The sequence below is a fragment of the Branchiibius sp. NY16-3462-2 genome, from assembly GCF_001594145.1.
Taxonomy (GTDB): Bacteria; Actinomycetota; Actinomycetes; order Actinomycetales; family Dermatophilaceae; genus Branchiibius.
The window spans coordinates 79,634-101,378 of sequence record NZ_LVCF01000042.1 but is presented as its reverse complement, the minus strand read 5'-3'; the positions used below and the strand labels follow the sequence as shown (position 1 = coordinate 101,378).

Here is a 21,745-nt window from a genome sequence, read left to right as displayed (position 1 = left end):
CGCGGTGCCGCACGCTGAGCACCTGGTCGCCTCACTGGTCGCCGTGGCGATCCTGGCCGCGATCAGTGCCGCTATCTTCTGGGCGAATCGGTTGCCACATCCGCTCGCGCCGGTGCTCGCCATCGGCCGTGGCGTGCTGCAACTGGCGGTGCTGGCCGTCGTCCTCGGTGGGCTCATCCGGTCATGGTGGGGTGTGCTCCTCGCGTTGGCGATCATGGCCGCCATCGCGATCTGGACCGCGGCCGGCCGACTCGGTGGTGCGCATCAGATCCCGATCGCCGCGACGGCGATGCTGAGCGGTGTCACGGTGGCCCTGGCCGTGGTCTTCGCGACCGGCGCGTTGGATGCCACTCCCCGGTACGCACTGGCCATCGCGGGGATCGTCATCGGGAACTCCATGACGTGTACGACGCTGGCCGGGCGCTCGTTCCGGCAATCCTCGATCGACCAGTGGGACCAGATCGAAGGCTGGCTAGCGATCGGGGCACGACCACCCCAGGCCAACCTGCACGTGGCACGGACAGCCGCCTACCACGCCCTCGTCCCGTCGATCGATCAGACCCGGACCACCGGATTGGTCACTCTGCCAGGGGCATTCGTCGGTGCCATCTTCGGCGGACTGTCACCGTTGGAGGCCGGGCGGTTTCAGGTCCTCGTGCTCGCCGCGATCATGGCGTGCAGCGCGATCGCGGCGACGCTGACCACTCGATTGCTCGGTCGAACCGCGCTGAAACCGGTCGAGTTACTCGCCTAGGCTGGGACGGTGCCTGCCGACCAGCCTGCTCCCCTGATCCGGGTGGTCGCCGCGTTGACCACGGATCCACACGGCCGAATCCTGTTGGTGCGCAAGCAGTCATCGCAGGTCTTCATGCAACCCGGTGGAAAGCCCGAGGCCGGAGAGACGGCGGTCGAGGCGCTGCGACGGGAGTTGCACGAGGAGCTGCAGATCGACGTACCGGAGGCGGCGCTGCGCCCGCTCGGGGAGTTCGAGACGGACACGGCCAACGAACCCGGTCATGTGCTGCACTCCCAGGTGTTCCGGCTGCATCTGGATCAGCCGGTGACGGCGTCTGCCGAGATCGCGGAGGCGCGCTGGTTCACCCCCGCTGAAGCCGACGCACTCGGCGACCGGCTCGCCCCGTTGGCCCGGCTGCTCCTTCCCCGCATTGCTTCGCCACGTATGCGGCACAGTGTCCGTGCCCTGATCCTCGATGACGACGACCACGCGCTGCTGCTGCGTTTCCGCTGGGATGAACCCGGGGGCGTGGCCGAGTTCTGGGCACTCCCGGGTGGCGGTATCGAGCCCGGGGAGTCGCCGCTGCAGGCACTGCAGCGGGAGATGCTGGAGGAGATCGGTTTGCACGTGGACGCGACCGGCCCGGAGATGTGGACGAAGACCGCCCACTTCCCGATGGGACAGTGGGACGGTCAGATCGACCACATCTATCTGCTCCGGATGGCCCATTTTGAGCCTCGACCCGGGTTCAGCGAGGAGCAGCTGCGGGCCGAGCACGTGCAGGAGGTGCGATGGTGGTCACCGACCGAGATCGCAGATGGCGCAGTTACTTTCAGTCCACGGTCGCTCCCTGACCTGCTGACCCGTCTCCGGGAGCAAGGAACCCCGGACGAACCGGTCAGTCTGACGGGGTTCTAGCCTCCGGGTGGACAGGCCGCCTGCGCGCAGCGGTGAAGATCAGCCGCGCCACGCCACTGAGCAGGATCAGGTTCAACAACATCTGCAGCGTGACGGCCAGGCGCATGGCATCGGTGCGCGGCGCGATGTCGCCGTACCCGACCGTTGCGAACGTGGAGACCGTGAAGTAGAACGCCGATACGTGGTCCAGCGGTTCGGTGAACGCTGCCGGATCTCTCGCCGAGGCGGACAGGTAGAGCCGGGCGAAGAAGATCAGGAAGATCGCGATGATGACCAGGAGTGCTTCCATCGAACGCACGACGGCGTACCGCGCATGTTGGATGATCCAGACAGCCATGGCGATGACCTGGGACATGGCCGCGATGAAGACCAGCAACCACTGCCAGTCTCTCGCGAAGCCGTTGCCCCGCACCGGCACGATCACGAAGAGAGCTGCGGCGAGGATGACCACGACACAGACCCGCACCGCCATGAAGATCCAGGCGGCTGCGGTCCTGGCTTGGTCCTTCCCACTCACGGACCCCACTGTGGCGGACGGAGCGGCGTGCAGCGTCACGGCACGCCGCGACGGCTATCCAGCGAGGGTTACCAACTCCGCCTCGGTCAGGTGAATGTCTCCCACCGCGAGGTTCTCCTCCAGGTGGGCCACCGATGAGGTTCCCGGGATCAACAGGATGTTCGGTGAGCGGGCCAGCAGCCACGCCAGACCGATCTGGGCGGGGCCGACACCGCGCGCAGCGGCGATCTCCTTGACCCGCGAATCATCCACGACCTTGGGCATATTCGGGAACGCCGAACCCAGTGGGAAGTACGGCACGTAGGCAATGCCGGCGGCTGCGCAGTGCTCGAGGACAGGCGCATCCGACTGGTCGACGAGGCTGAATGCGTTCTGCACGCAGACGATGTCGGCTTCCTTGATCGCCAGGTCCAGCGTGTCCAGATCAACGGTTGACACCCCGATACCGCCGATCTTCCCTTCGCCGCGCAGCGCAACCAGTTCGGACAACTGGTCCTCGATGGGTACGACGTCGTGACCCTCGTGTTCGTCCATCCGGCGCAGGTTCACTGCAGCAATCTGGTCCAGGCCGAGCGTGCGCAGGTTCGCCTCAACGTCCTCGCGCAACTCCTGGGGAGTCTGCGCCGGGACCCAGTTGCCCTCGCCGTCGCGACGCGCGCCCACTTTGGTCACGATCGACAGGTCATCGGGATAAGGGTGCAACGCTTCGTGGATCAACTCGTTGGACACATCCGGCCCATAGAACTGAGCGGTATCAATGTGATTGACGCCCAGCTCGACGGCGCGCCGCAGCACTGCGATCGCTGCGTCCTTGTCCTTCGGTGGCCCGAAGACACCCGGGCCGGGTAGTTGCATCGCCCCGAAGCCGATCCGGTGGACCGGGCGTCCGGCCAGTTCGAAATCTCCCGCGTCAGCGGCGTTCACCACGTTGTCAGTCACGTAACGGAGGCTACCTCCCCTTCCTGGGGCTACCTACCTCCGGAGACGTCGATGAAGGCGCCGGTGACGTACGACGACCGGTCCGACAGCAGCCAGGTCACCGTGTCGGCGACCTCCTCGGCGGTTCCCGCGCGGCCCATCGGCTGCATCGGCCCCACGCGGTCGGCGCGGCGCGGTTCCCCACCGAGGATGTGAATGTCGGTGTCGATGATGCCCGCGCGGATCGAGTTCACCCGGATCCCCTCGGCGGCAACCTCCAGCGCCAGGCCGCGGGTCAGGGAATCGACCGCGCCCTTGCTGGCGGCGTAGTCGACGTACTCGTTCGGGGAACCGAGCACCGAGGCCTTGGAAGAGATATTGACGATCGCGCGGACGCCTACGGGACGCGCCCGCATTCGGACGACCGCCTCGCGACAACACAGTGCCGTGCCAATCACGTTGACCTGCAACATGTTTCGCCAACGATCGGCATCGATGTCGACGAACGAACTCTGGCGACCCACGATGCCGGCGCTGTTCACCAGAGCCGCCAGATCGCCGTACCCGTCAACGGCCCGGAAGAGTTCCTCGATCGCGGACGGGTCAGCGACATCGCACCGTACGGCGATCACGGGCGAGCCGGGCGCGTCCAGTTCCGCGACGATGCGGTCAGCGGCTTCAGCATCAGACCGGTAGGCCAGCACCAGCGTCCGGCCGGGAGCACCGGCCAGCTGTCGAGCGGTGGCGGCGCCGATGCCGCGGGTGCCGCCGGTAACCAGATAGACCTCGTTGCCCATGGCGTGACCCTATGCGCCACAGGGATGGCCGCGGCACTCAGTTCGTCGTGTCCCCCGATCGGGGGACATCCAGTTCACCCGGTACGTGGGCCGAACGGTCGACAGGTCCGAGCCGCCACCGGGCCGAAAGTTAAGTCATCGCCCCGGACAAGCCGAGGCCCACCAGAAAAGGAAGATCCGAAATGAACACCACCACCACCCGCCAGGCCACCGACATCGACGCGCAGAAGGCGCAGGCCGCCAAGTCCAAGCGGCGCATGGTCGCCGGCCTGACCCTCACCGGCATCGCTGCCGCCGCCATCTGCGGCGCCGCCGCGTTCGGCTTCAGCGGTTCCACCGCCCACGCCACGTCATCGCACACCCCGGCCGCCACCAAGACCGTCGTGCCCGCCGTCCCGGTCACCCCGAGCGGCCACAACACCCCCGGCACCGTTGTCCCGGCCGTCCCGGTGACCCCGGCCGGCCACCACAGCGTCAAGCCCTCCAACAGCATCAAGGAACTGCAGCGCGAGCTGGGACAGCTGAACTACTACGAAGGCCCCATCAACGGCATCGACGGCACGCAGACGATCAACGCGATCAAGTACCTGCAGCGCGACGCGCACCTGCCCCAGACCGGCGTGATGAACAAGGCCACCGCCAACGCCCTCACGGTGATGCTGGCCCACGGCAACAACGTCATGGGTGGCAACAACTGATCACACCCACAACAGAAAACGCCAAGACGGCCCGCGACAGCGGGCCGTCCTGCGTTATGCCACCGAGTACTCCGCGGACTCAGCAAGCGCCTCGAAGCCGATCCGCGCGTAGACGCCGTTGGACACCGGATTGGTCACGTCCGTGTAGAGACAGGCCCACAGTCCCGCGTCGAGGATCTGCTGCGCGGCCGACGCCACGACCCACGCGGCGTACCCGTTGCCACGGAACGGTTTTGGCGTCAGCACCGGGCCGATTCGCGCAGACCCGAAAGCAGGCACGTTGATCCCTGTGACGTGGGTTATCTGGTCGTCGACCTCCCATAACAGGTAGCGCCGGCCGGCGGCGATCCCAGCGGCCAGATCCTCGGCGCTGTGCTCGACGCGTTCCCCGGGGTGCAACGGGCGTGACGCCTGCTCCGCCGCTTCAGCCATGAACCCAGCCATCAACGGCAGCAGGACATCGACGTCCTCGGCAGTCGCCTCGCGCAGCGATCCCACTGGCTGGGGCGGCCACTGCACCTGGGTCAACGCCCATAACCGGGTCGGCACATCCCGTACGACCTGTCCCCCAGCGGCGTGCGCCATGCCTTCGGCGAACTGCTGGACGGCAGGCAACTCACCGTTGGCTGCCAGGACGATCTCGCCCCGAGCGCGCAACGCGGCGACGAGTGCGGCAACGGACGCTTCGGGCTGTCCGCCCAACCACACCGAGTGCTCGCCGGCCGGATGGGTGCGCATCGCGACGCCGACAATGCCGTCGTCGTCACGGACAACTGCCCACCACCGCGGCCAATCGACCGGCTCCACCGAGGCACCCGCGTACCGGGTGGCGTTGGTCGCGAGGACGCTGAGGCGGATTGGATCCACCGCCAGGTAGCCCCCTGCAACCGACAGGAATTCCGTTGCGTCCGTGTAGAAGTCGACCTGCATGGCGCGACGCTACCGGCGCCCGAGCGGCAGCGCGAGCCAATTAGGAGTGGGACACGGCCTACAGGATCGACAGGTCCCCGGCGAAAAGATCCTCGAACGCCAGTTCCGCTGCACCGACGAGGATCGGCTCATCGAGCACACCGGGCAGGAGGGCCACCGGCGCAGCGGCGTCGGCGGTTGCCCCGCGTGCGACGCGGCGTGCGACCGCTGACTCGCACCGGCGGATCACTTCGGCGAGATGACCGACATAGACAATGGCGTTGGGCTCCAGGAAGGTCACGACATTGCCGGTGACCACACCCACCCAATCCGCGACCTCGCTCACGACCCGCGCTGCTACTTCGTCGCCGGAGTCGAAGCGGCTGAACAGTTCGTCCACGTCTGCCACGGGGGCGCCGCGTCGCCGAGCGGCTCGCAGCAACGCGGGCGCGCCGGCGTACTGCTCCACGCACCCCCGGTTGCCGCAATGGCACCGGCGCCCCTTAGGGTCCATCACGACATGACCCAGCTCGCCCGCATATCCCGTGGCACCGTGCAACGGGATGCCATCGACGAGCACCCCGCTGCCCACGCCGTTGCGGCCCAGCACGCAGATCAGGTTGTTGTACCCGCGACCCGCGCCCCGCAGGTGCTCGGCGTACGCCGCCAGGTCGGCGTCGTTCGCCGTGCGCACCTCGCGCCCGACCCGCTCGCGGAGGAGCTGGCCGAAGGGCACGCCGTGCCAGCGCAGGTTCGGCGCGTTGAGCACCCAACCGTCGTGCGCACGCACCATCCCGGGGACACCGACGCTCAACCCGACGCACCGCGATCCCGCTGCCTCGCAATCGAGTTCGCTAGCCGCCTGGGCAATGGCATCGGCGACATCCCCGGGCTCGGGGTGTTTGACCGGATGGTTCCAGGTACGCCGCGCGCGCACCTGACCGCCGAACCCCACGGCCGCGGCGCTCACCGTACGCACATCCAGGTCCACGGCGATGACGTGCGCCGCCTGCGGCAGGGCGGTCACGACGTACGACGGTCGCCCGGCTCCGGACTTGGTCGGATCAGGATGCTCGGCCACCACCTCACGCTCGGCGAGTTCTCCGACGAGCGCGGCGATCGTGCTGCGGTTCAGGCCGGTCGCCGTGGTGAGTTCGCTGCGGGAGATCGACCCCACCTGGTGCAGATGCCGCAGGAGCAGGCCGAGGTTGTGCTTGCGGATCTGCTCGGGCCGGGCGACCGGCCGGATGACTGTGCTCATCGCGAGGACAGAGTATCGACAGGATCAGCCGAGACCGCTCGCACCCGCTCGACGACGGCTCAACGCATCGACCGTTGCCGCCAGGGCCAGCACGGCGCCGGTGACGATCATCTGCCAGGCCGCGTTGTTCTTGCTCTGGATGAGGTCGGACATACCGTTGATGATCACCGCGACCACCAGGCCACCGACGACCGCGTCGGTGATCTTGCCCTTGCCACCGAAAAGGCTTGTGCCACCGACGACTGCGGCGCCAACGGCAAGGAGCAGCGTGTTGCCGCCACCGGTCTGCTGGCTGACGCCACTTTGCGATCCGAGGACGAGACCGGAGATGACCGCCATCGTCGAACAGATCACGAACACCGAGATGCGCACGGCGTCGACCCGGATACCTGCACGGCGCGCCGCTTCGTCGTTACCGCCGACGGCGTAGATGTGCCGCCCGTAGCGGGTACGGTTCAGCACGAAGGCCAGCACCAGAACCAGCACCAGGATCATCGGGACGACCCACGGAATGCCCTGCAGCGTCGGCGGTGCCACCTGGACCAGCTTCCCGTCGACGGTGGCGACCCCCGGCGTGGCGCCGGAGTTCTGGTTGAGGCTGTAGAGGAAGGTCGCGCCGAGGACGACGACGGCGGTCGTACCGATCTTCAACGCAGTCACGGCGGTGGGCTCGGTGGCCAATCCCCGGGACCGGCGACCGCGGATCCGGTTGAGCACGATGGCTGCATAGCCGAGCACGACGAGGGCAGCCATGGTCCAGCCCAGCCACAGCGGCATCAACTCGTTCTCGATCGCATCGAGAACGTCCTGGTGATAGGACAGCGCGCCACTGCTACCGACCGTGTTCATGATCAGGATGAGCACGCCCTGCAGACCCAGGAACAGCGCCAGGGTGATCACGAAGGAGGGCACGCGCAGCTTGGCCCGCATGACTCCGATGAACAGGCCGATGAGGGCGCCGACGGCCAGGGCGACGAGAAGCGCGATCGGCCACGGCCACTGGTGGAACAGCAGCACGGCGATGATGCCGGCGCCGACGCCGGAGGTGGTGCCGGCGGACAGGTCGATCTCACCCAGCAGCAGGACGAAGACCAGGCCCATCGCGAGCAGGATGCCTGGTGCTGCTTGCGTCGTCAGTGACGACAGGTTGCTGAGGGAGAAGAAGCCGCTATCGAAGATCGAGAAGATCAGGACCAACACGAGGAGCGCTGCGACAGCGGGCAGCGAGCCCATGTCGCCGCCGCGGATCCGGGTGATGTAGCCGCCGATGAACGACTTGAGGTCACTGGTGGGGACGGTGGCGAGCGCCAGTTCGTCTCTGGCAGTGGTGGTTTCGGTGGTCACGAAGAAGCAGCTCCTACGGGAGAGGTGGCGGGCAGGCCGAGGTCGCCGGACCGGCCGGTCGTGATCAGCTCCACCACCTGGGTGGTCGTGACGTCCTTGCTGTTGACGATGGCCGCAGTCTGGCCGAGGTAGAGGGCCGCGATCCTGTCGGCGACCTGCATGACGTCGTTCATGTTGTGCGAGATGAGAACCACGGCTACGCCTGAATCGGCCAGGCGCCGTACGAGATTCAGGACCTGCTCGGTCTGGGCGACACCCAGGGCAGCGGTCGGCTCATCCAGAATGACCAATTTCGCCTGCCACAGAACGGCTTTGGCGATCGCCACGGTCTGCCGCTGGCCACCGGACAGGCTCGAGACCCGTTGCCGGACGGACTTCAGGGTCCGCACCGACAGCGACTTCAGCGCATCGCTCGCGGCGACCTCCATCGAGTCCTCGTCCATGGCCAGACCGCGCATCTGCTCGCGGCCCAGGAACATGTTCTGGACGACGTCGAGGTTCTCGCACAGCGCGAGGTCCTGGTAGACGATCTCGACGCCCAGCGCCGCTGCATCGCGAGGGCCGTGCACGGAGACCGGCTTCCCGTCGAAGAGGTACTCGCCGGAGTCGATCGGATAGGTCCCACCGATGCACTTGACGAGGGTGGACTTGCCGGCGCCGTTGTCGCCGACCAGGGCCGTGACCTGACCGGCGTACGCCTCGAAGTCGACATCGCGCAGGACGTGGACGGCACCGAAGCTCTTGTTGATATCCCGCAGTTGCAGGACAGGGGTGTCTGACATGAATTCCTTCTGGCGTCAGGGAGTTGGTGGGTCGGGCCGGCTGGTCGCGGGACCAGCCGACCCGACCCACGCGTGCGGTGGAGTTACTTCACTCCGAACTTCGTGCACAACTCGGCGAACGTGTTGGCGCAGGTCGTCGCCTTCGGCGTGTAGCCGTCGTTGATCGGCAGCGCCACGTTGGCCTGGGTGATGGCGATCGGCGTCGCCAGAATGGCCGGCACCTTGCGGCCGGTCTCGGTGTCGGTCACCGTGGCCGTGGTGGTCGGCAACTGACCAGTCGCGAACTTCGCAGCAGCGTCCACGGCCGGGTCCGCTTCACCGACGGACGGCTTGTAGATCGTGAAGCACTGGGTGCCCTGCATGATCCGCTGCAGTCCCTCGACCGTGGCGTCCTGACCCGAAACCGCAACCGTGCCAGCCTTCTTCTGCTTGGCGAGGTCGGCGATGACCGGTCCGGCCATACCGTCGTTGGCGACCATCACGGCCTGGATGTCGGGGTTCTTCTGGTACATCGAGGTGAAGGTGATGCCCGCCTGGGTGTTGTCCCAGTTCGCGATCGACTGGTCGGCCAGCTTCTTCCAACCCGGCTGCTTGGACAGCACGCTGTTGTAGCCCTGGGCGAACAGGGTGGCGTTGTTGTCGGTGGGGGCACCGTTCAACTCGACATAGTTGACCGCCGACTTGCCCTTGACCTGCGGGCACTGCACGAGGGTCTGGCCCTGCAACTCGCCGACCTTGACGTTGTCGAAGGACACGTAGAGCGACGCGTCACCACCGAGGGTCAGGCGGTCGTAGTCGATCGTGATGATGCCCTTGGACTTGGCCTTCTGCTCGATCTTCGCCGCGGACGCAGAGTCCAGGTTGACCAGCATCAGGACCTTCACACCGTTGTTCATCATGGTGTCGGCCTGGGTGGCCATCGTGGTCGCGGAGTTGTTCGCGTTCTGGATGTCGCAGTCCAGGTTGTCGGCCTTGCACCGGGCCGCCAGGGCGTCGGGGTCGGTCGAGATCCAGCGGTTGGACGTCGTGCGGTCCGGCAGGATGATGCCGACCTTCGCGCCCTTACCGTCGACCGTTGCGCCGGCGCTGCTGCCACCGCCGGCACTGCTCGAAGCGCTGGAGGTCATCCCACCACCGGATGTGCCCCCTCCCGCGGTAGCCGACGGCGAGGAGGATGAGGAACTGCTGCCACAGGCGGCCAGCGCCATGACACCGGAGGCGGCGAAGACTGCCGCGCTCAGCGCACCTTTGCGCATATTTCACTACCTTTCAGGAGGCTGCGGCCAGCACAGGACCGTCGCCAGTTTTGTTGTGTCCGACAACATATATCCCGGGAGTGATCCATGCCACATCCGTAATGGAATCGTTAACTACCCCGGCCCCGTGGGCGAGGATGCTGGCTCAGCCCGGCTCGCCGGCCGGCGGACCGGCGCCGCCGATGTGTTTCTGCATCCAGAGCGTGTCGTGCCAGGCCTCGAACTTCCAGCCGATCTGGTGGTAAACACCCACGCGCGTGAACCCCAGAGCGGTGTGCAAGCCCTCGCTGGCGTCGTTGGGCATCGTGATCCCAGCGCACAGGGTCCGGTAGTTGCGCTTCTCCAACCGAGCGAACAGTTGCCGGTACAACTCGCTGCCGATCCCGCCGCGGTGCGCACCGCGATCCACGTAAACGCTGACGTCACAAGCGAATCGGTAGGCAGCGCGCTGACGGTGCTGCACCGCGTACGCGTACCCGATGACCTGATCGCCCCGGATCGCGACCAGCCATTCGATGGCGTCGCCGATCCGCTGGGCCATCTCCGGTGCGGGTGGTGGGTCGAGTTCGAAGGACACAACGGTGTCGGTGACGTACGGCGCGTAGATCTGCGCGCATGCCCATGCGTCCAACTCGGGGTCGGCGGAGCGGATCGTCAGTTGTTGCGCCACCGGATCATCATGACCGCAAAATCCTGTGGAATGGGCTCCGACCCGGGCCCTATCGTGCGGGGATGATCACGCCGCCGAAGGCCGCACCCGGGGACAGCGTCGCCGTGTTGTCCCCCTCGTTCGCAGCGCCCGGCTTCGCGCCTGCCGTGCACGAACAGGCCATGCGCCGGCTCACCGAGGTGACGGGGCTCATCCCGGTCGAATACCCGACTACCCGGCAGCTTGGCGCCTCCGCGAAGGACCGGGCGGCGGACTTCAACGCCGCGCTCGCCGACCCCTCCATCCGCGCGATCCTGGCCAGCATCGGCGGCGAGGACCAGATCACGGTGGTCCTGCACCTGGACGCCGAGCTCGCCCGGCGCGATCCCAAGCCGTACCTCGGCTACAGCGACAACACCAACATCCTGAACTGGTTGTGGCAGAACAGAATCACCGGCTTCTACGGTGGCTCGACCCAGGTGCAGCTCGGCCCGGGACCGGGCGTCGATCCGATCCACGTCGCGAGCCTGCGAGCGGCGCTGCTGACGGGTGAACGGCTCGAGCTGACCGAGCCGGGTGAGTCGGAGGACTTCGGGGTCGACTGGCTTGATCCGCGTGCCCTGACGACGTACGGCGATCGCGAACCGACCCAGCCCTGGCGGTGGGCCGGTGCCCAGCGAGTGGTCGACGGCGTCACCTGGGGTGGTTGCGCCGAGGTGGTCCAATGGCTCTTGACCGCAGGCCGGTTCGACGACAACCGTGCGGACATGGACGGGGGCGTCCTGCTGCTGGAGACGTCGGAAGAGCTCATCCCCGCCCGTGAGTTCGGTTGGATCCTGCGCGCTCTCGGCGAGCGAGGACTTCTGGCGCGGTCGTCGGCTGTGCTGGTGGCCCGACCGCCGACCTCCGAGCACGAACGCCCGGCCGATTCGCCGACCAGGTCTGCCCGCCGCCAAGAGCAATCCGACATGGCCGTCGATCTCATCACGCGCTACAACCCGGATGCGGTCGTCGTGCTCGGGATCCCGTTCGGCCACACCCGGCCGCAATGGATCGTTCCGTACGGCGGTCGGATGACGATCGACGGGACCTCCCGGCGGGTGTGGGCCGACTATCAGTGACGGTTAGATAGAACGATGATGGTTTCGGTCGAGCATCCGGAAGGCCCCGTCGAGGCGTACCTGGAGGTTGGACCGAACGCCCCGGCACCGGGAGTGCTGCTGTTCATGGATGCCATCGGTTTACGACCACAGATCGACTCCATGGCCGCCGAGATCGCCTCGTGGGGTTACACCGTGCTCGCGCCCAACGTGTTCTTCCGCTTCGGCAATGCGCAGGAGACCTCACCGGACGGCCCGCTGGAGACACCGGAGAAGCGGGAGGCGTTCTTTGCCGGCGTCCGACCCCGGCTGAGCACACTGACAGCAGAGCGGATGAGCCAGGATGCCGCCGTGTTCGTGGAGGAACTGGTCCGCCGTCCCGAGGTGAGCGAAGGGTCGATCGGCGTCGTCGGCTACTGCATGGGTGCCCGCTTCGCCACCATCGCCGCCGGCGACCACCCACAACTCGTCGCTGCCTGCGCCGGCTTCCACGGCGGTGGGTTGGTGACGGACGACGAACACAGTCCGCATCTGCGAATCCCAACTGCGAGAGCGGAATTCGCGTATGGACACGCCGACAACGATCGATCGATGCCACCTGAGGCGGTCGCGGTCCTGGGCGAGACCCTGCGTGACGCCGGTCTGACCGGGATCAACGAGGTCTACCCCGGCGCGTCGCACGGATACACGATGGCCGACACCGCGTCGTACGACGAAGCAAGTGCGCGGCGGGCGATGCGGACCTTACGCGGGCTGCTCGACCGGACGCTTGACCGAGGCTGAGGTCACGACCTTGTGCACGAAGGCCAGTTTCTTGGCCACCGCCCGGTTGATCTCGAACGGGTAGAGATCACGCTTACCCATCGACCGGTTGATCCGGTTGAAGAACGTCTTGATCCAGAACCAGTCTTCCAACATGGCGTCGAAATGATCTGGACCGTAATCGAATCGGGGCGAGATCGGCGGCCCGTCGTAGTCATTGATCCGCGCGGTGCTCAGCATCATGCCACTGGCGGCGGCTGTCTCCATGGTGTCCGTGATGTGCAGATAGTGCGCCCAACTCTCGGCGAAGTCTTCCCACGGATGCATCGTGGCGTATTCGGAGATGTAGGAGTCGCGCCAGTTCTCGGGGGCCCCGAACTTGTAATGCCGCTTGATCTCGTCGGCGTAGGAGATCCGCTCGTCGCCGAAGAGTTCCCGGCACTCATCCAGCAGCGGCCCGCCCGGCTTCTCCACCAGGATGCTCTCGTAATAGTGGCCGACCTCGTGACGAAGGTGACCGAGCATGGTCCGGTACGGCTCGCCCAACCTGACCCGCAGTCGTTCACGGCGATCGTCGAGCGTTTCAGCCAGGTCGATCGTGATCACGCCGTTGGCGTGCCCGATCGTGACCGGCCTGCCCAGAGCGATACTCGAAAAGAAGTCGAAGGCCAGAGCGCCTTCCTTGTCCTGGTAGCTGTCCAACGGCAGACCGAGGTGGTCCAGTTGGTAGATCAACCGGCGCAACCAGTGCGCAGCATCGGCCAACTTGTCCAGGGCCACCGTGTCATCGGCATCGGGCCGGCCGCGGATGAATTCCGTTGAGGAGCAAGTGGTTCGGCCGGTGGTGGGGTCGACCAGCCAGTTGCAGGCCCAGTCCCGGTTGGCACATTCCTCCCACCGCTGGCCGTGGACGTCGGCCACTCCATCAGTCAGGACGTAGTACTGGTAGCTGGGCGGGTGGTAGCCGATTCGCGCACCACATGCCTCACACCTGAGAGCTTCAAAAGAGACGTTCACCCGGCACTGCGGACACCCGAAACTTCGCACGTCTCCAACCTACTTCAGCCGCTCGCCCAGCCGCTCGCGAATGCCAGACCATTCAGCCGACAGAATGCTGAAAACGACCGTGTCGCGCCAGGATCCGTCCGATCGACGTACGTCGCGTCGCAGCGTCCCCTCGTACGTCGCCCCCAGCCGCGCGATCGCCGCTCGCGAGCGCTCGTTGCGGTGGTCGGTCTGGATCTTGACCCGGCCGAAACCGCAGTCATCGAAGGCATGGCGAAGCAGCAGCAGTTTGGTCTCGGGGTTGACCCTCGACCCCCAGAAATCCCGGCCGTAGAACGTCGAGCCGATGTGCGTCTTCTCGTTGACCAAGTCGATCTCCAACAGCGACGTGGTGCCGACGAAGGTCCCGTCCACCAGACGTACGGCGTAGGGCACGCTGGCGGTGTCAGCCAGTCGCGACCCGACGAAGGCAGCGGTCTGCTCCCGCGAAGTGTGCGCGGTCTCGAACGGGAACGCACCACTGGTGAACGCCCGGGGGTCGGCCATCAACTCGTGCAACGGGTCGATGTCCGCGTCGGTGAGCCGGTCGAGACGGACCACCCGGCCGACCAGTGGGCCGTCGGAGGGGAAGGTCGCGGGCACGCTCAGCCGTCCGCTTGCAGCTTCAGACCGGCGAGGATCAGGTCCAGCCCCGCCCGGAACTGCTCCACGTCCTGGTGCACCGCGAATTCCTCGACGATGTAGTGAATGAACGGGAACTGCGCCGGGTCCATATCTCGCCACTGCTGGGCAGCGCGGGACATATAGATATCGCGGTCCAACTCCCCCGACACGACGGCTTCCGGCAACTCCTGGCCCATATCGGCGGCGGTGCCGATGACGAACCCGACGACAGCAGACGTCGCATGGAACGCCTGGCGTGGTGTCAGGCCCAGGCGCATGACCTGCTCGCCGATCTTCTCGTAGATCCGCAGCGAGTTCTCCTGCACGCCGGTGTCCCTCATCAGGTAGGCGCCCAGCCAGGGCCGGTCGACGATCGCGTCGAACATCGCGACGGCGATCGTGCGGATGTCGGCGATCGGGTCGTCGCTGCCGACCGGTTCGATCGAGGCCACGACATCCGCCATGGCGAAGTCCGCGGCCCGGTCGAGCAATTCGTCCCGGCTGGAGACATACCAGTAAATGCTGCCCACTCCGCCGCCCAACCGGGCTGCGAGCGCACGGAAGGTCAACCCGGCGCCGCCGGCTTCATCCAGAATCGCCACGGCCTCGGTGAGCACCGACTCCAGGGAGTGCGACGCACGCCGACGACGGGCGGCAGGGCGGGTGGACTGACTGCTCACGGGACCATCCCACCACACGGACGGGCAGTGGTTGCATTAGAACCGAACATGGTTCTATTATCGAACCACGTTCTATTACCGAACCTTGTTCGATAATCCGCACAGCACCTCCAGGAGCACCCATGACCACGATCCCTACTGCGGGGCCGCGCACGTACTCGTCCCTCCGGGCGGCGTGGATCCCCATGGCCGCCCTCTGCCTGGCCTTCTTCGTCGAAATGGTCGACAACACCCTGTTGACCATCGCGCTGCCGACCATCGGCCGCGACCTGCACGCCGATACCACCTCCCTGCAGTGGGTGACCGGCGCCTATTCCCTGACCTTCGGCGGGCTGCTGCTGACTGCCGGGTCCAGTGCTGATCGCTTCGGTAGACGACGCGTCCTGTCCTACGGCCTGGCGGCGTTCGGCATCATCAGTCTCGGGGTCGCCTTCGTGAACACCAGCGGCGAACTGATCGCCCTGCGTGCTGCGCTCGGCCTGGCCGCCGCCGCGATGGCACCGGTGACCAACTCCCTGGTGTTCCGGCTGTTCGACTCCCAGACCCTGCGGATGCGCGCGATCACCGTGATGATGGTCGTCGGCATGTCCGGATTCGTCCTCGGACCCGTCCTGGGCGGCACCGTTCTGGCGCACTTCTCCTGGCACTGGCTCCTGCTGGTCAACGCCCCGATCGCCCTGATCGCCTGGCTGGGAGTCCGGGCCGGCGTCCCTGCCGATCACCCGGACGGGCTGACCGATGACGCGCTCGACCTGCCGGGCGCCGTACTGTCCATCGCCACCATCGGACTGGCCTGCTACGGCCTGACCAGCGGCGTCGAGCACGGCTGGACCGCGCCCCTGACCCTTGGCTGCTTCGTCGCCGCGGTCGCCGCGCTCGTCGGGTTCATCGTGCGCGAGCGCACGGCCGCCGAGCCCATGCTCGACCTGAACTACTTCTCCCGCGGGCCCGTGCGCGGCGCCGCAATTGCCCAGGTCGGCACCTCCATCGCGATGGCCGGCGTGATGTTCGCGCTGATCCTGCACTTCCAGTACGCCTGGGGCTGGAGCCCCATGCGTGCGGGCCTGGCCAACCTGCCGATGATCCTCACCATGATCCTGGCGACCCCGATCTCCGAAGGCCTGGCCAAGAAGTACGGCCACCGCGTGGCCTGCCTCGTCGGCGCCGGCTTCCTCGCCGCCGGCCTGGCCGGTCTGGCCTGGGGTGTCGAGCACAACTACTGGGCCATCGCGGTGTCGATGGTCGTGATGACGATCGGTCTGCGGACGGTCATGACGATCTGCGCGGTCGCCCTGGTCGATGCGATGCCGGCGAATCGTACGTCGATCGGTGCCGCCCTCAACGACACCGCCCAGGAGGTCGGCACCAGTGTGGGTACGGCGATCGTCGGCACCGTGATCGCGGTGCTGGTGACGCAGGTGCTCCCGGAAGGCGTCTGGAGCAACGAGTTGGTGACCTCGTTCTTCCGCGGTGAGCGGATCCTGTTCACGATGCTGGCGATCATCGTCGGAGTGATCGCTGCGGCGGGTGCGCTAACGCTCACCAACTCCCGCAGCGTCGAGGAGCACCCGTCGGAGGAACTTGCGGAAGCTGCCGCATAAAAACGCGCGCTCAGGCCGGTTCGGGCGCGGGGTCCGCGCTCGGCGTACGGGCAGCGTGCTTGCCCCGGGTGCGCACCTCACGGTGCGACGGTGCCGCGAAGAACAGCGAGATGAACAGGCCGACCAGCAGCGCGATCACCGGCAGCCACAGCGACTGGGACATCGCGGTGGAGAACGGCACACCCACCTGCGGCGGCAGTTTGGTGCCCGGTGCCTCCTGTCCGGCGTTCGCGGCCGAGGCCATCGGACCGAGGTTGGCCGTCAACCGCGCCGAAATCACCGCGGCGATCGCGGCACTACCCAGCACCGCGCCCACCTGGCGGGTCGCGTTGTAGACACCCGAACCCGCACCCGCCGCTTTCATCGGCAGGTTGCGCGTCGCGGTCGCCGCCAACGGGGCCCACAAGAATGCGTTACCCAGACCGAACAGCGCCATGGCCGCCAGGATCTCCCACACGGCGGAGGTCGTGTTCACCACGAAGGTCAACCAGATCAGCGCGACCGCCGACGCCGCGAAGCCGGTGGAGGCCAGGATCCGCGGATGCACCTTGTCGGTCAACCGACCGACCACGGGCGCGAGGAAACCGGTCATGAGCGCCATCGGCGCCATCAACAGAGCCGACTGGGTCGGTGTCCAACCACGCGCCGTCTGCGCCCACAGGGTGAACGGGAAGGCGAAGGAGGTGATGCAGAACGACACGCAGGCGATGGCCAGGTTGGACAGCGAGAAGTTGCGGTCCTTGAACAGGCTGAGCGGGATCAGCGGCTCGTTCTTGTTCTTGGCCTGCCAGAACAGGAAAACCGCGAACAGCACCAGACCGGCGATGATCAGCAGCGGCACCGAGATCCAGCCCTTGATGGTGCCCCAGTCGTACGTCGGGCCCTCCTGGATGCCGAAGACGATCAGGAACATCGCGGCGGCGGAGAGGAAGACGCCCAGCCAGTCGAACTTGTGCGAGTGGGTCTCCAACTCCGGGACCAGGCGCATCGCCAGCACGAAGCCGATGATGCCGACCGGCACGTTGATGAAGAAGATCCACTCCCAACCGGGGCCGTCGACCAGGACGCCACCCAGGATCGGGCCGACCAGGGTCGCGACGCCGGCGGTCGCACCCCACAGCGCCATGGCCTTGCCGCGAGCGGTCGGCGGGAACGTGCGGGTGATGACCGCCATGGTCTGCGGCGTCATCAACGACGCACCCAGACCCTGCACCACCCGCGCCGTGATCAGCATGGAGATGGAATCGGTCAGGCCACACCACAGCGACGACAGCGTGAAGATCGCCAGTCCGATGAGGTAGATCTTCTTCGGCCCGACGCGGTCACCCAGGCGTCCGGTGATCAGCAGCGGCACGGCGTACGCCAACAGGTAGGCACTGGTGACCCAGATGACGTTGTTGTAGTCGGTGTTCAGCTTCTCCCGGATGACGGGAGTCGCGATGGTGACGATGGTCGAGTCGACCAGGATCATGAAGAACCCGATGACCATGGCCCACAGGGCCGGCCACGGATTCGCCGGCGCGGTGGGCTCGACGCCCCGCCGACCGGTCAGTTGTTCGGCCATGAGTACTCCTCAGTCTCAATGAGTTCGATGGTGCGCGTGAGCCACTCGTGCTCGGCGCTGAGCATGTGCTGCAGGTAGTTGCCGGAGAGCAGGACGACCGGGTCGATGTTCCGGGCGAGTGCTTCGACCTGGCCATCGCCGATGACGACCAGGTCCCGTTCGATGAGGGTCCGTCGTTCCTTCAGGCTGGTGATGGCGACTTCCTTGGGCAGGAAGTGCGCTTCGCCGATTGCCACCGGGAAGGACGGATAGTCCCGTCCCCACTCCCGCACCAGCTCGGCCACTCGATTGATAAGCGCGCGCTCCCCTGCCGGCAGGATGCGGTAGGTCGTGCGTTCGGGCCGATTTCCTTCGCGCTCAACGGATTTGACCTCGACGAGTCCGTCCGAGTGCAGTCGCTCGACCGTGTGGTAGAGCGAGCCCGGCCGGATCTTGAGCACCCGGTCCTGGTGCCGCTCCAGCAAGGTCTGATGCATCTCGTAGGGATGCATCGGGCGCTCACGCAGCAGCGCAAGCATCACGATGGCCAACGGTGTCAGCGCCGCCACGAGCTCTCCGATCATCCTGGTTAGTCCGCATCAAATATTCCGCGCGGACTATTAAACCCCCGCACGTCACCACGTGGCAAACCTCCCGACGGCGCCACACAGAACGCATCCGGACGGCGTCCAGCGCACTCCCAGCCCACTGACACGTGAATGCCGTTGCACCACAATGACTTTCGCGCCCGATACACTTCTGTTATGAATCGCGGAGTCCGAGCCCTGCTCGCCTGTGCAGCGCTGTCCAGCCTCATGCTGGCCGCCCCGGGGGCGCAGGTGCGCGCCGAAGCCATGCCGTCGACCATCCCGCAATCGCACACGACCGCACCGATCGAAACCGTCGGCGCCCTCTTCCCGCCCAACTCAGGCGGCCAACACACTTGCACCGCAACGGTATTGGCCAGTCCTAGTCAGGACCTGATCATCACGGCCGCACACTGCCTGAACGGAACCGGGGCGGGATGGACGTTCGTGCCGGGTTACGACAAGGGCAACGCACCGTACGGCGTGTGGAACGTAACCGCCGCCTACGTCCGGCCGCTGTGGCAGAGCCAGCAGAGTTCCCTGGCCGACATCGCCATCCTTCGCCTCGCCAAGCAGAAACGGGCCGGGCACAACGTGGGCATCCAGCAGGTCACCGGCGGTATTCGCCTCGCTGCGGAAGCCGCTCCCGGCACCGTCACCACCGTGACGTCCTACAACGCGGGAAGCGGCGATCGCCCGATCACCTGTACCCAGCGGCAACTGCGCCAGGACGGGTACCCCATGTTCGAATGCGGCGGATACGTCGGCGGGAGCAGCGGGTCGGCCTTCGTCACGGGCACGGGGCAATCGGCTCGCATCACCGGGGTCATCGGTGGTCTGCACCAGGGTGGCTGTGTGGACTACGTGTCCTACTCCTCACCGTTCCGGCTCGGCGTGATGTTCCTCTTCGCCCGCGCAGTCCTGCACCACACCGGTGACAACGTCGTCCAAGCCGGCGGCGACGGCTGCTGAGTACGCCCTGTTGCGGGGCACGGTGCCTGGCTACGGTGGACTATGGCCCTTGACGCGCCGTACACCATCGCCGCCCTCAGCCCGCAGACCTGGCCGGCTTTCGACGCCCTGGTCCAACGGCACAACGGCATCTTCGGCGGCTGCTGGTGCATCTGGTTCCACCCCGACGGGCCCGAGCGCGGTCAGGGCGCGGAGGCGAACCGGGCGCTGAAGAAGTCCTACGTCGACCAAGGGGCTGCGCACGCTGCGTTGGTCATGGTCGGTGACGAGGCCATCGCCTGGGCCGAGTACGGCACACCGGTGGAGTTGCCCACCCTGCACCACAAGAAGCAGTACGACGCGACCAAGACGCAGGATCCGGACTACCGGATCACCTGTGTGTTCGTGGACAAACGGTATCGGCGACACGGCGTCAGCGAGCTGGCGATCACCGGAGCCCTCGACCTGATCGCCCAGGCGGGCGGTGGCCGGGTGGAGAGCTACCCGCACGACCTGACCGACCAGACGAAGAAAATGTCGTCGTCGTTCCTCTACAACGGGACCCGGCGGATGTACGAACGGCTCGGGTTCACCTACGACCGGCCCAAGGGGCTGAAGAACTGCGTCATGGTCAAGACGGTGGGCGCCGAAGCTCAGAGCGCGGGTGCGGGAGCCACCCGATAGCGCACGAATGCCGGCACGGCCAGAGTCACCGCCACAACCAGCACGACCACCAGCACCCCACCCCCAGTTGCGGCCGCGGCTGTGCCGACGACGGCGGCCGCACCGCCGTGCACCACGTCCGCGATGCGCGGTCCACCAGCGACCACCACGATGAACACACCCTGCAGGCGACCGCGCACGTCATCGGCCGCCGCCTGCTGCAGCATCGTGGAGCGGAACGCGGCGGAGGCCATGTCGGCGGCGCCACCGATCGCCAGCGCGACGAAGGCGATCCAGAACGCGACACCGATGCTGCCCGATGCCCGCCACACCGCCAGTCCGAACACGGTCATCGCCACACCCCACACGATGATCGCTGCCACGACGGCCACCCCCTGACGCGAGATCCGGGACACCCACCCCGAGAAGACCCCGCCGACCACAGCACCCAGGGGAATGGCGGCGAACAGCAGGGCGAAAGCCAGTCCCCCGTCGATCGGCCCGCCGAAACTCTCGTGCGCGATCTGCGGGAAGAGCGCCCGGGGCATCCCGAAGACCATCGCGATGATGTCGACGACGAACGACATCAACAGCACGGTGTGCCCGCGTAGATAGGCGAATCCCTCCAGCACCGAACGCAGTCCGGCCCGGCCGACCTTCTCCAGCGGCGGCAGCGGCGGCAGTTTGATGACCGCCCAGAGCGTGGCGAACAGGCACAGCGTGTCGATCAGGTAGAGCGCCGAGTAGCCGAGCACGGGGATCAGCGCCCCACCGACCAGTGGCCCGGCGATCGCGCCGGCCTGCATCACAGTCATGTTCAGGGAGTTGGCGGCGGGGAGCAGGTCGAGCGGGATGATCCGCGGGAGCAGGGCACTTCGGGTGGGCTGGTTGACGGCGAAAAAGGCCTGCTGCGCGGCGAAGATCAGCAGGATCACCCACACGTTCGACCAGCCGAACTCCGCCTGCACCCAGAACAGTGCGCTCATCGCGATCAGGCCGACCGTGGTGATCATCAGCAACTGCCGTCGGTCCATGACATCCGCGAGCGCCCCGCCGTACAGCCCGAAGATGATCAGCGGCACCAGGCCGAACAGGCCAGTGAGTCCGACGTAGAAGGAACTCCCGGTGATGGCGTAGATCTGGGCGGGCACGGCGACCACCGTCAGCTGGGCACCGATCACCGTGACGATGTTCGCCGTCCACAACCGCCGGTAGGCGGGTACGGCGAGAGGCCGGGTGTCAGCCAGGGCGCCACGCATGTTCACAAGATCGACAGTCTACGTATCTGGTCCTCTACGCCACCGCGGGTGGACTAGCGGCAAATAGTTGGTAAAGAGGGTACATATCTACACCTTTTGGTCTAGGTGAGCCCTGGGTTGGTCGTCCTTGCGGCTGTCAAACTGCC

23 protein-coding genes are annotated in these 21,745 nt (G+C 66.6%); 8 read left to right on the top strand and 15 right to left on the bottom strand.

The features are described 5' to 3' along the window. Nucleotides 1-4 precede the first annotated feature (4 nt). Nucleotides 5-754 carry an ABC transporter permease gene (locus tag AZH51_RS15380; RefSeq protein WP_291525728.1) on the top strand — a complete coding sequence of 250 codons (750 nt, stop codon included), beginning with the start codon at nt 5-7 and terminating at the stop codon, nt 752-754. A gap of 9 nt (nt 755-763) precedes the next feature. Continuing rightward, nucleotides 764-1,654, top strand: a complete 891-nt coding sequence (locus tag AZH51_RS18765; RefSeq protein WP_367188060.1) for an NUDIX domain-containing protein — start codon at nt 764-766, stop codon at nt 1,652-1,654. Here the strand turns inward: AZH51_RS18765 and AZH51_RS15365 are convergent. Genes AZH51_RS15365 through AZH51_RS15355 form a run of 3 tightly spaced genes read right to left on the bottom strand, consistent with a single transcriptional unit; the run spans nt 1,635 to nt 3,886 of the window. Further along, on the bottom strand, nt 1,635-2,171 hold the full coding sequence (locus AZH51_RS15365) for a potassium channel family protein (RefSeq protein ID WP_291525727.1): 537 nt from the start codon (nt 2,169-2,171) through the stop codon (nt 1,635-1,637). The two genes, AZH51_RS18765 and AZH51_RS15365, sit on opposite strands and share 20 nt — an antisense overlap. Nucleotides 2,172-2,225: 54 nt before the next feature. Continuing rightward, entirely contained in the window at nt 2,226-3,110 is an 885-nt protein-coding gene (locus AZH51_RS15360) for an oxidoreductase (RefSeq protein WP_291525726.1), read from the bottom strand. A gap of 29 nt (nt 3,111-3,139) precedes the next feature. Next, a complete protein-coding gene (locus AZH51_RS15355) occupies nt 3,140-3,886 on the bottom strand; it encodes an SDR family oxidoreductase (protein WP_291525725.1) in 747 nt (248 codons plus the stop codon). Between the two features lie 182 nt (nt 3,887-4,068). Between AZH51_RS15355 and AZH51_RS15350 the strand changes: the two genes are divergently transcribed. Then, complete coding sequence (locus tag AZH51_RS15350; protein ID WP_291525724.1) at nt 4,069-4,584, top strand: peptidoglycan-binding protein; 516 nt, start codon at nt 4,069-4,071, stop codon at nt 4,582-4,584. Between the two features lie 54 nt (nt 4,585-4,638). On the opposite strand, the gene AZH51_RS15345 is transcribed toward AZH51_RS15350, so the two are convergent. The 6 genes from AZH51_RS15345 to AZH51_RS15320 form a co-directional block, all read right to left on the bottom strand. Continuing rightward, nucleotides 4,639-5,514: a GNAT family N-acetyltransferase gene (locus tag AZH51_RS15345; protein WP_291525723.1), complete on the bottom strand. Its 876-nt coding sequence runs from the start codon at nt 5,512-5,514 to the stop codon at nt 4,639-4,641. A 58-nt stretch (nt 5,515-5,572) separates the two neighbouring features. Further along, complete coding sequence (locus tag AZH51_RS15340; RefSeq protein ID WP_291525722.1) at nt 5,573-6,754, bottom strand: ROK family protein; 1,182 nt, start codon at nt 6,752-6,754, stop codon at nt 5,573-5,575. Between the two features lie 24 nt (nt 6,755-6,778). Beyond that, entirely contained in the window at nt 6,779-8,098 is a 1,320-nt protein-coding gene (locus tag AZH51_RS15335) for an ABC transporter permease (protein ID WP_291525721.1), read from the bottom strand. Beyond that, complete coding sequence (locus tag AZH51_RS15330) at nt 8,095-8,880, bottom strand: ATP-binding cassette domain-containing protein (RefSeq protein ID WP_291525720.1); 786 nt, start codon at nt 8,878-8,880, stop codon at nt 8,095-8,097. The genes AZH51_RS15335 and AZH51_RS15330 overlap by 4 nt, the downstream gene beginning before the upstream one ends. Nucleotides 8,881-8,963: 83 nt before the next feature. Next, entirely contained in the window at nt 8,964-10,136 is a 1,173-nt protein-coding gene (locus AZH51_RS15325; RefSeq protein ID WP_291525719.1) for a substrate-binding domain-containing protein, read from the bottom strand. Between the two features lie 145 nt (nt 10,137-10,281). After that, on the bottom strand, nt 10,282-10,806 hold the full coding sequence (locus AZH51_RS15320) for a GNAT family N-acetyltransferase (protein ID WP_291525718.1): 525 nt from the start codon (nt 10,804-10,806) through the stop codon (nt 10,282-10,284). 62 nt (nt 10,807-10,868) lie between these two features. Between AZH51_RS15320 and AZH51_RS15315 the strand changes: the two genes are divergently transcribed. Both AZH51_RS15315 and AZH51_RS15310 read left to right on the top strand, forming a co-directional pair. Beyond that, complete coding sequence (locus AZH51_RS15315) at nt 10,869-11,906, top strand: S66 peptidase family protein (RefSeq protein WP_291525717.1); 1,038 nt, start codon at nt 10,869-10,871, stop codon at nt 11,904-11,906. Nucleotides 11,907-11,921: 15 nt separating this feature from the next. After that, nucleotides 11,922-12,668, top strand: a complete 747-nt coding sequence (locus tag AZH51_RS15310) for a dienelactone hydrolase family protein (RefSeq protein ID WP_291525716.1) — start codon at nt 11,922-11,924, stop codon at nt 12,666-12,668. Here the strand turns inward: AZH51_RS15310 and AZH51_RS15305 are convergent. From AZH51_RS15305 to AZH51_RS15295, 3 genes are read right to left on the bottom strand one after another with little or no spacing between them, the layout of a single operon-like run. Further along, the gene (locus AZH51_RS15305) at nt 12,630-13,694 is read right to left on the bottom strand and encodes a putative zinc-binding metallopeptidase (protein WP_291525715.1); all 1,065 of its coding nucleotides are present in this window, start codon (nt 13,692-13,694) and stop codon (nt 12,630-12,632) included. The genes AZH51_RS15310 and AZH51_RS15305 overlap by 39 nt on opposite strands. 9 nt (nt 13,695-13,703) lie before the next feature. Further along, nucleotides 13,704-14,294, bottom strand: a complete 591-nt coding sequence (locus AZH51_RS15300) for a GNAT family protein (RefSeq protein ID WP_291525714.1) — start codon at nt 14,292-14,294, stop codon at nt 13,704-13,706. Nucleotides 14,295-14,296: 2 nt separating this feature from the next. Continuing rightward, nucleotides 14,297-14,995, bottom strand: coding sequence for a TetR/AcrR family transcriptional regulator C-terminal domain-containing protein (locus tag AZH51_RS15295; RefSeq protein ID WP_291525713.1), 699 nt, complete (start codon nt 14,993-14,995; stop codon nt 14,297-14,299). 122 nt (nt 14,996-15,117) lie between these two features. On the opposite strand from AZH51_RS15295, the gene AZH51_RS15290 reads away from it, so the two are divergent. After that, nucleotides 15,118-16,596, top strand: a complete 1,479-nt coding sequence (locus AZH51_RS15290; RefSeq protein WP_291525712.1) for an MFS transporter — start codon at nt 15,118-15,120, stop codon at nt 16,594-16,596. 10 nt (nt 16,597-16,606) lie between these two features. On the opposite strand, the gene AZH51_RS15285 is transcribed toward AZH51_RS15290, so the two are convergent. Together AZH51_RS15285 and AZH51_RS15280 are read right to left on the bottom strand one after the other, a co-directional pair. Beyond that, nucleotides 16,607-18,160: a DHA2 family efflux MFS transporter permease subunit gene (locus AZH51_RS15285; protein ID WP_291525711.1), complete on the bottom strand. Its 1,554-nt coding sequence runs from the start codon at nt 18,158-18,160 to the stop codon at nt 16,607-16,609. After that, nucleotides 18,145-18,723, bottom strand: a complete 579-nt coding sequence (locus AZH51_RS15280) for a PadR family transcriptional regulator (protein ID WP_291525710.1) — start codon at nt 18,721-18,723, stop codon at nt 18,145-18,147. Before AZH51_RS15280 ends, AZH51_RS15285 begins: the two co-directional genes overlap by 16 nt. A gap of 180 nt (nt 18,724-18,903) precedes the next feature. On the opposite strand from AZH51_RS15280, the gene AZH51_RS15275 reads away from it, so the two are divergent. After that, nucleotides 18,904-19,698 carry a trypsin-like serine protease gene (locus AZH51_RS15275; RefSeq protein ID WP_291525709.1) on the top strand — a complete coding sequence of 265 codons (795 nt, stop codon included), beginning with the start codon at nt 18,904-18,906 and terminating at the stop codon, nt 19,696-19,698. A gap of 42 nt (nt 19,699-19,740) precedes the next feature. After that, nucleotides 19,741-20,361: a GNAT family N-acetyltransferase gene (locus AZH51_RS15270; RefSeq protein ID WP_291525708.1), complete on the top strand. Its 621-nt coding sequence runs from the start codon at nt 19,741-19,743 to the stop codon at nt 20,359-20,361. Here AZH51_RS15270 and AZH51_RS15265 read toward each other — a convergent pair. Further along, nucleotides 20,331-21,599: an MFS transporter gene (locus AZH51_RS15265; protein WP_291525707.1), complete on the bottom strand. Its 1,269-nt coding sequence runs from the start codon at nt 21,597-21,599 to the stop codon at nt 20,331-20,333. The genes AZH51_RS15270 and AZH51_RS15265 overlap by 31 nt on opposite strands. Nucleotides 21,600-21,745 lie beyond the last annotated feature (146 nt).

Bases quoted from the DNA above. Each gene is read 5' to 3' on its own strand.
- AZH51_RS15355 (WP_291525725.1), bottom strand. From the start codon at position 3,886: ATGGGCAACGAGGTCTATCTGGTTACCGGCGGCACCCGCGGCATCGGC.
- AZH51_RS15350 (WP_291525724.1), top strand. From the start codon at position 4,069: ATGAACACCACCACCACCCGCCAGGCCACCGACATCGACGCGCAGAAG.
- AZH51_RS15345 (WP_291525723.1), bottom strand. From the start codon at position 5,514: ATGCAGGTCGACTTCTACACGGACGCAACGGAATTCCTGTCGGTTGCA.
- AZH51_RS15340 (WP_291525722.1), bottom strand. From the start codon at position 6,754: ATGAGCACAGTCATCCGGCCGGTCGCCCGGCCCGAGCAGATCCGCAAG.
- AZH51_RS15330 (WP_291525720.1), bottom strand. From the start codon at position 8,880: ATGTCAGACACCCCTGTCCTGCAACTGCGGGATATCAACAAGAGCTTC.
- AZH51_RS15325 (WP_291525719.1), bottom strand. From the start codon at position 10,136: ATGCGCAAAGGTGCGCTGAGCGCGGCAGTCTTCGCCGCCTCCGGTGTC.
- AZH51_RS15315 (WP_291525717.1), top strand. From the start codon at position 10,869: ATGATCACGCCGCCGAAGGCCGCACCCGGGGACAGCGTCGCCGTGTTG.
- AZH51_RS15310 (WP_291525716.1), top strand. From the start codon at position 11,922: ATGATGGTTTCGGTCGAGCATCCGGAAGGCCCCGTCGAGGCGTACCTG.
- AZH51_RS15290 (WP_291525712.1), top strand. From the start codon at position 15,118: ATGACCACGATCCCTACTGCGGGGCCGCGCACGTACTCGTCCCTCCGG.
- AZH51_RS15285 (WP_291525711.1), bottom strand. From the start codon at position 18,160: ATGGCCGAACAACTGACCGGTCGGCGGGGCGTCGAGCCCACCGCGCCG.
- AZH51_RS15280 (WP_291525710.1), bottom strand. From the start codon at position 18,723: ATGATCGGAGAGCTCGTGGCGGCGCTGACACCGTTGGCCATCGTGATG.
- AZH51_RS15275 (WP_291525709.1), top strand. From the start codon at position 18,904: ATGAATCGCGGAGTCCGAGCCCTGCTCGCCTGTGCAGCGCTGTCCAGC.
- AZH51_RS15270 (WP_291525708.1), top strand. From the start codon at position 19,741: ATGGCCCTTGACGCGCCGTACACCATCGCCGCCCTCAGCCCGCAGACC.
- AZH51_RS15265 (WP_291525707.1), bottom strand. From the start codon at position 21,599: ATGCGTGGCGCCCTGGCTGACACCCGGCCTCTCGCCGTACCCGCCTAC.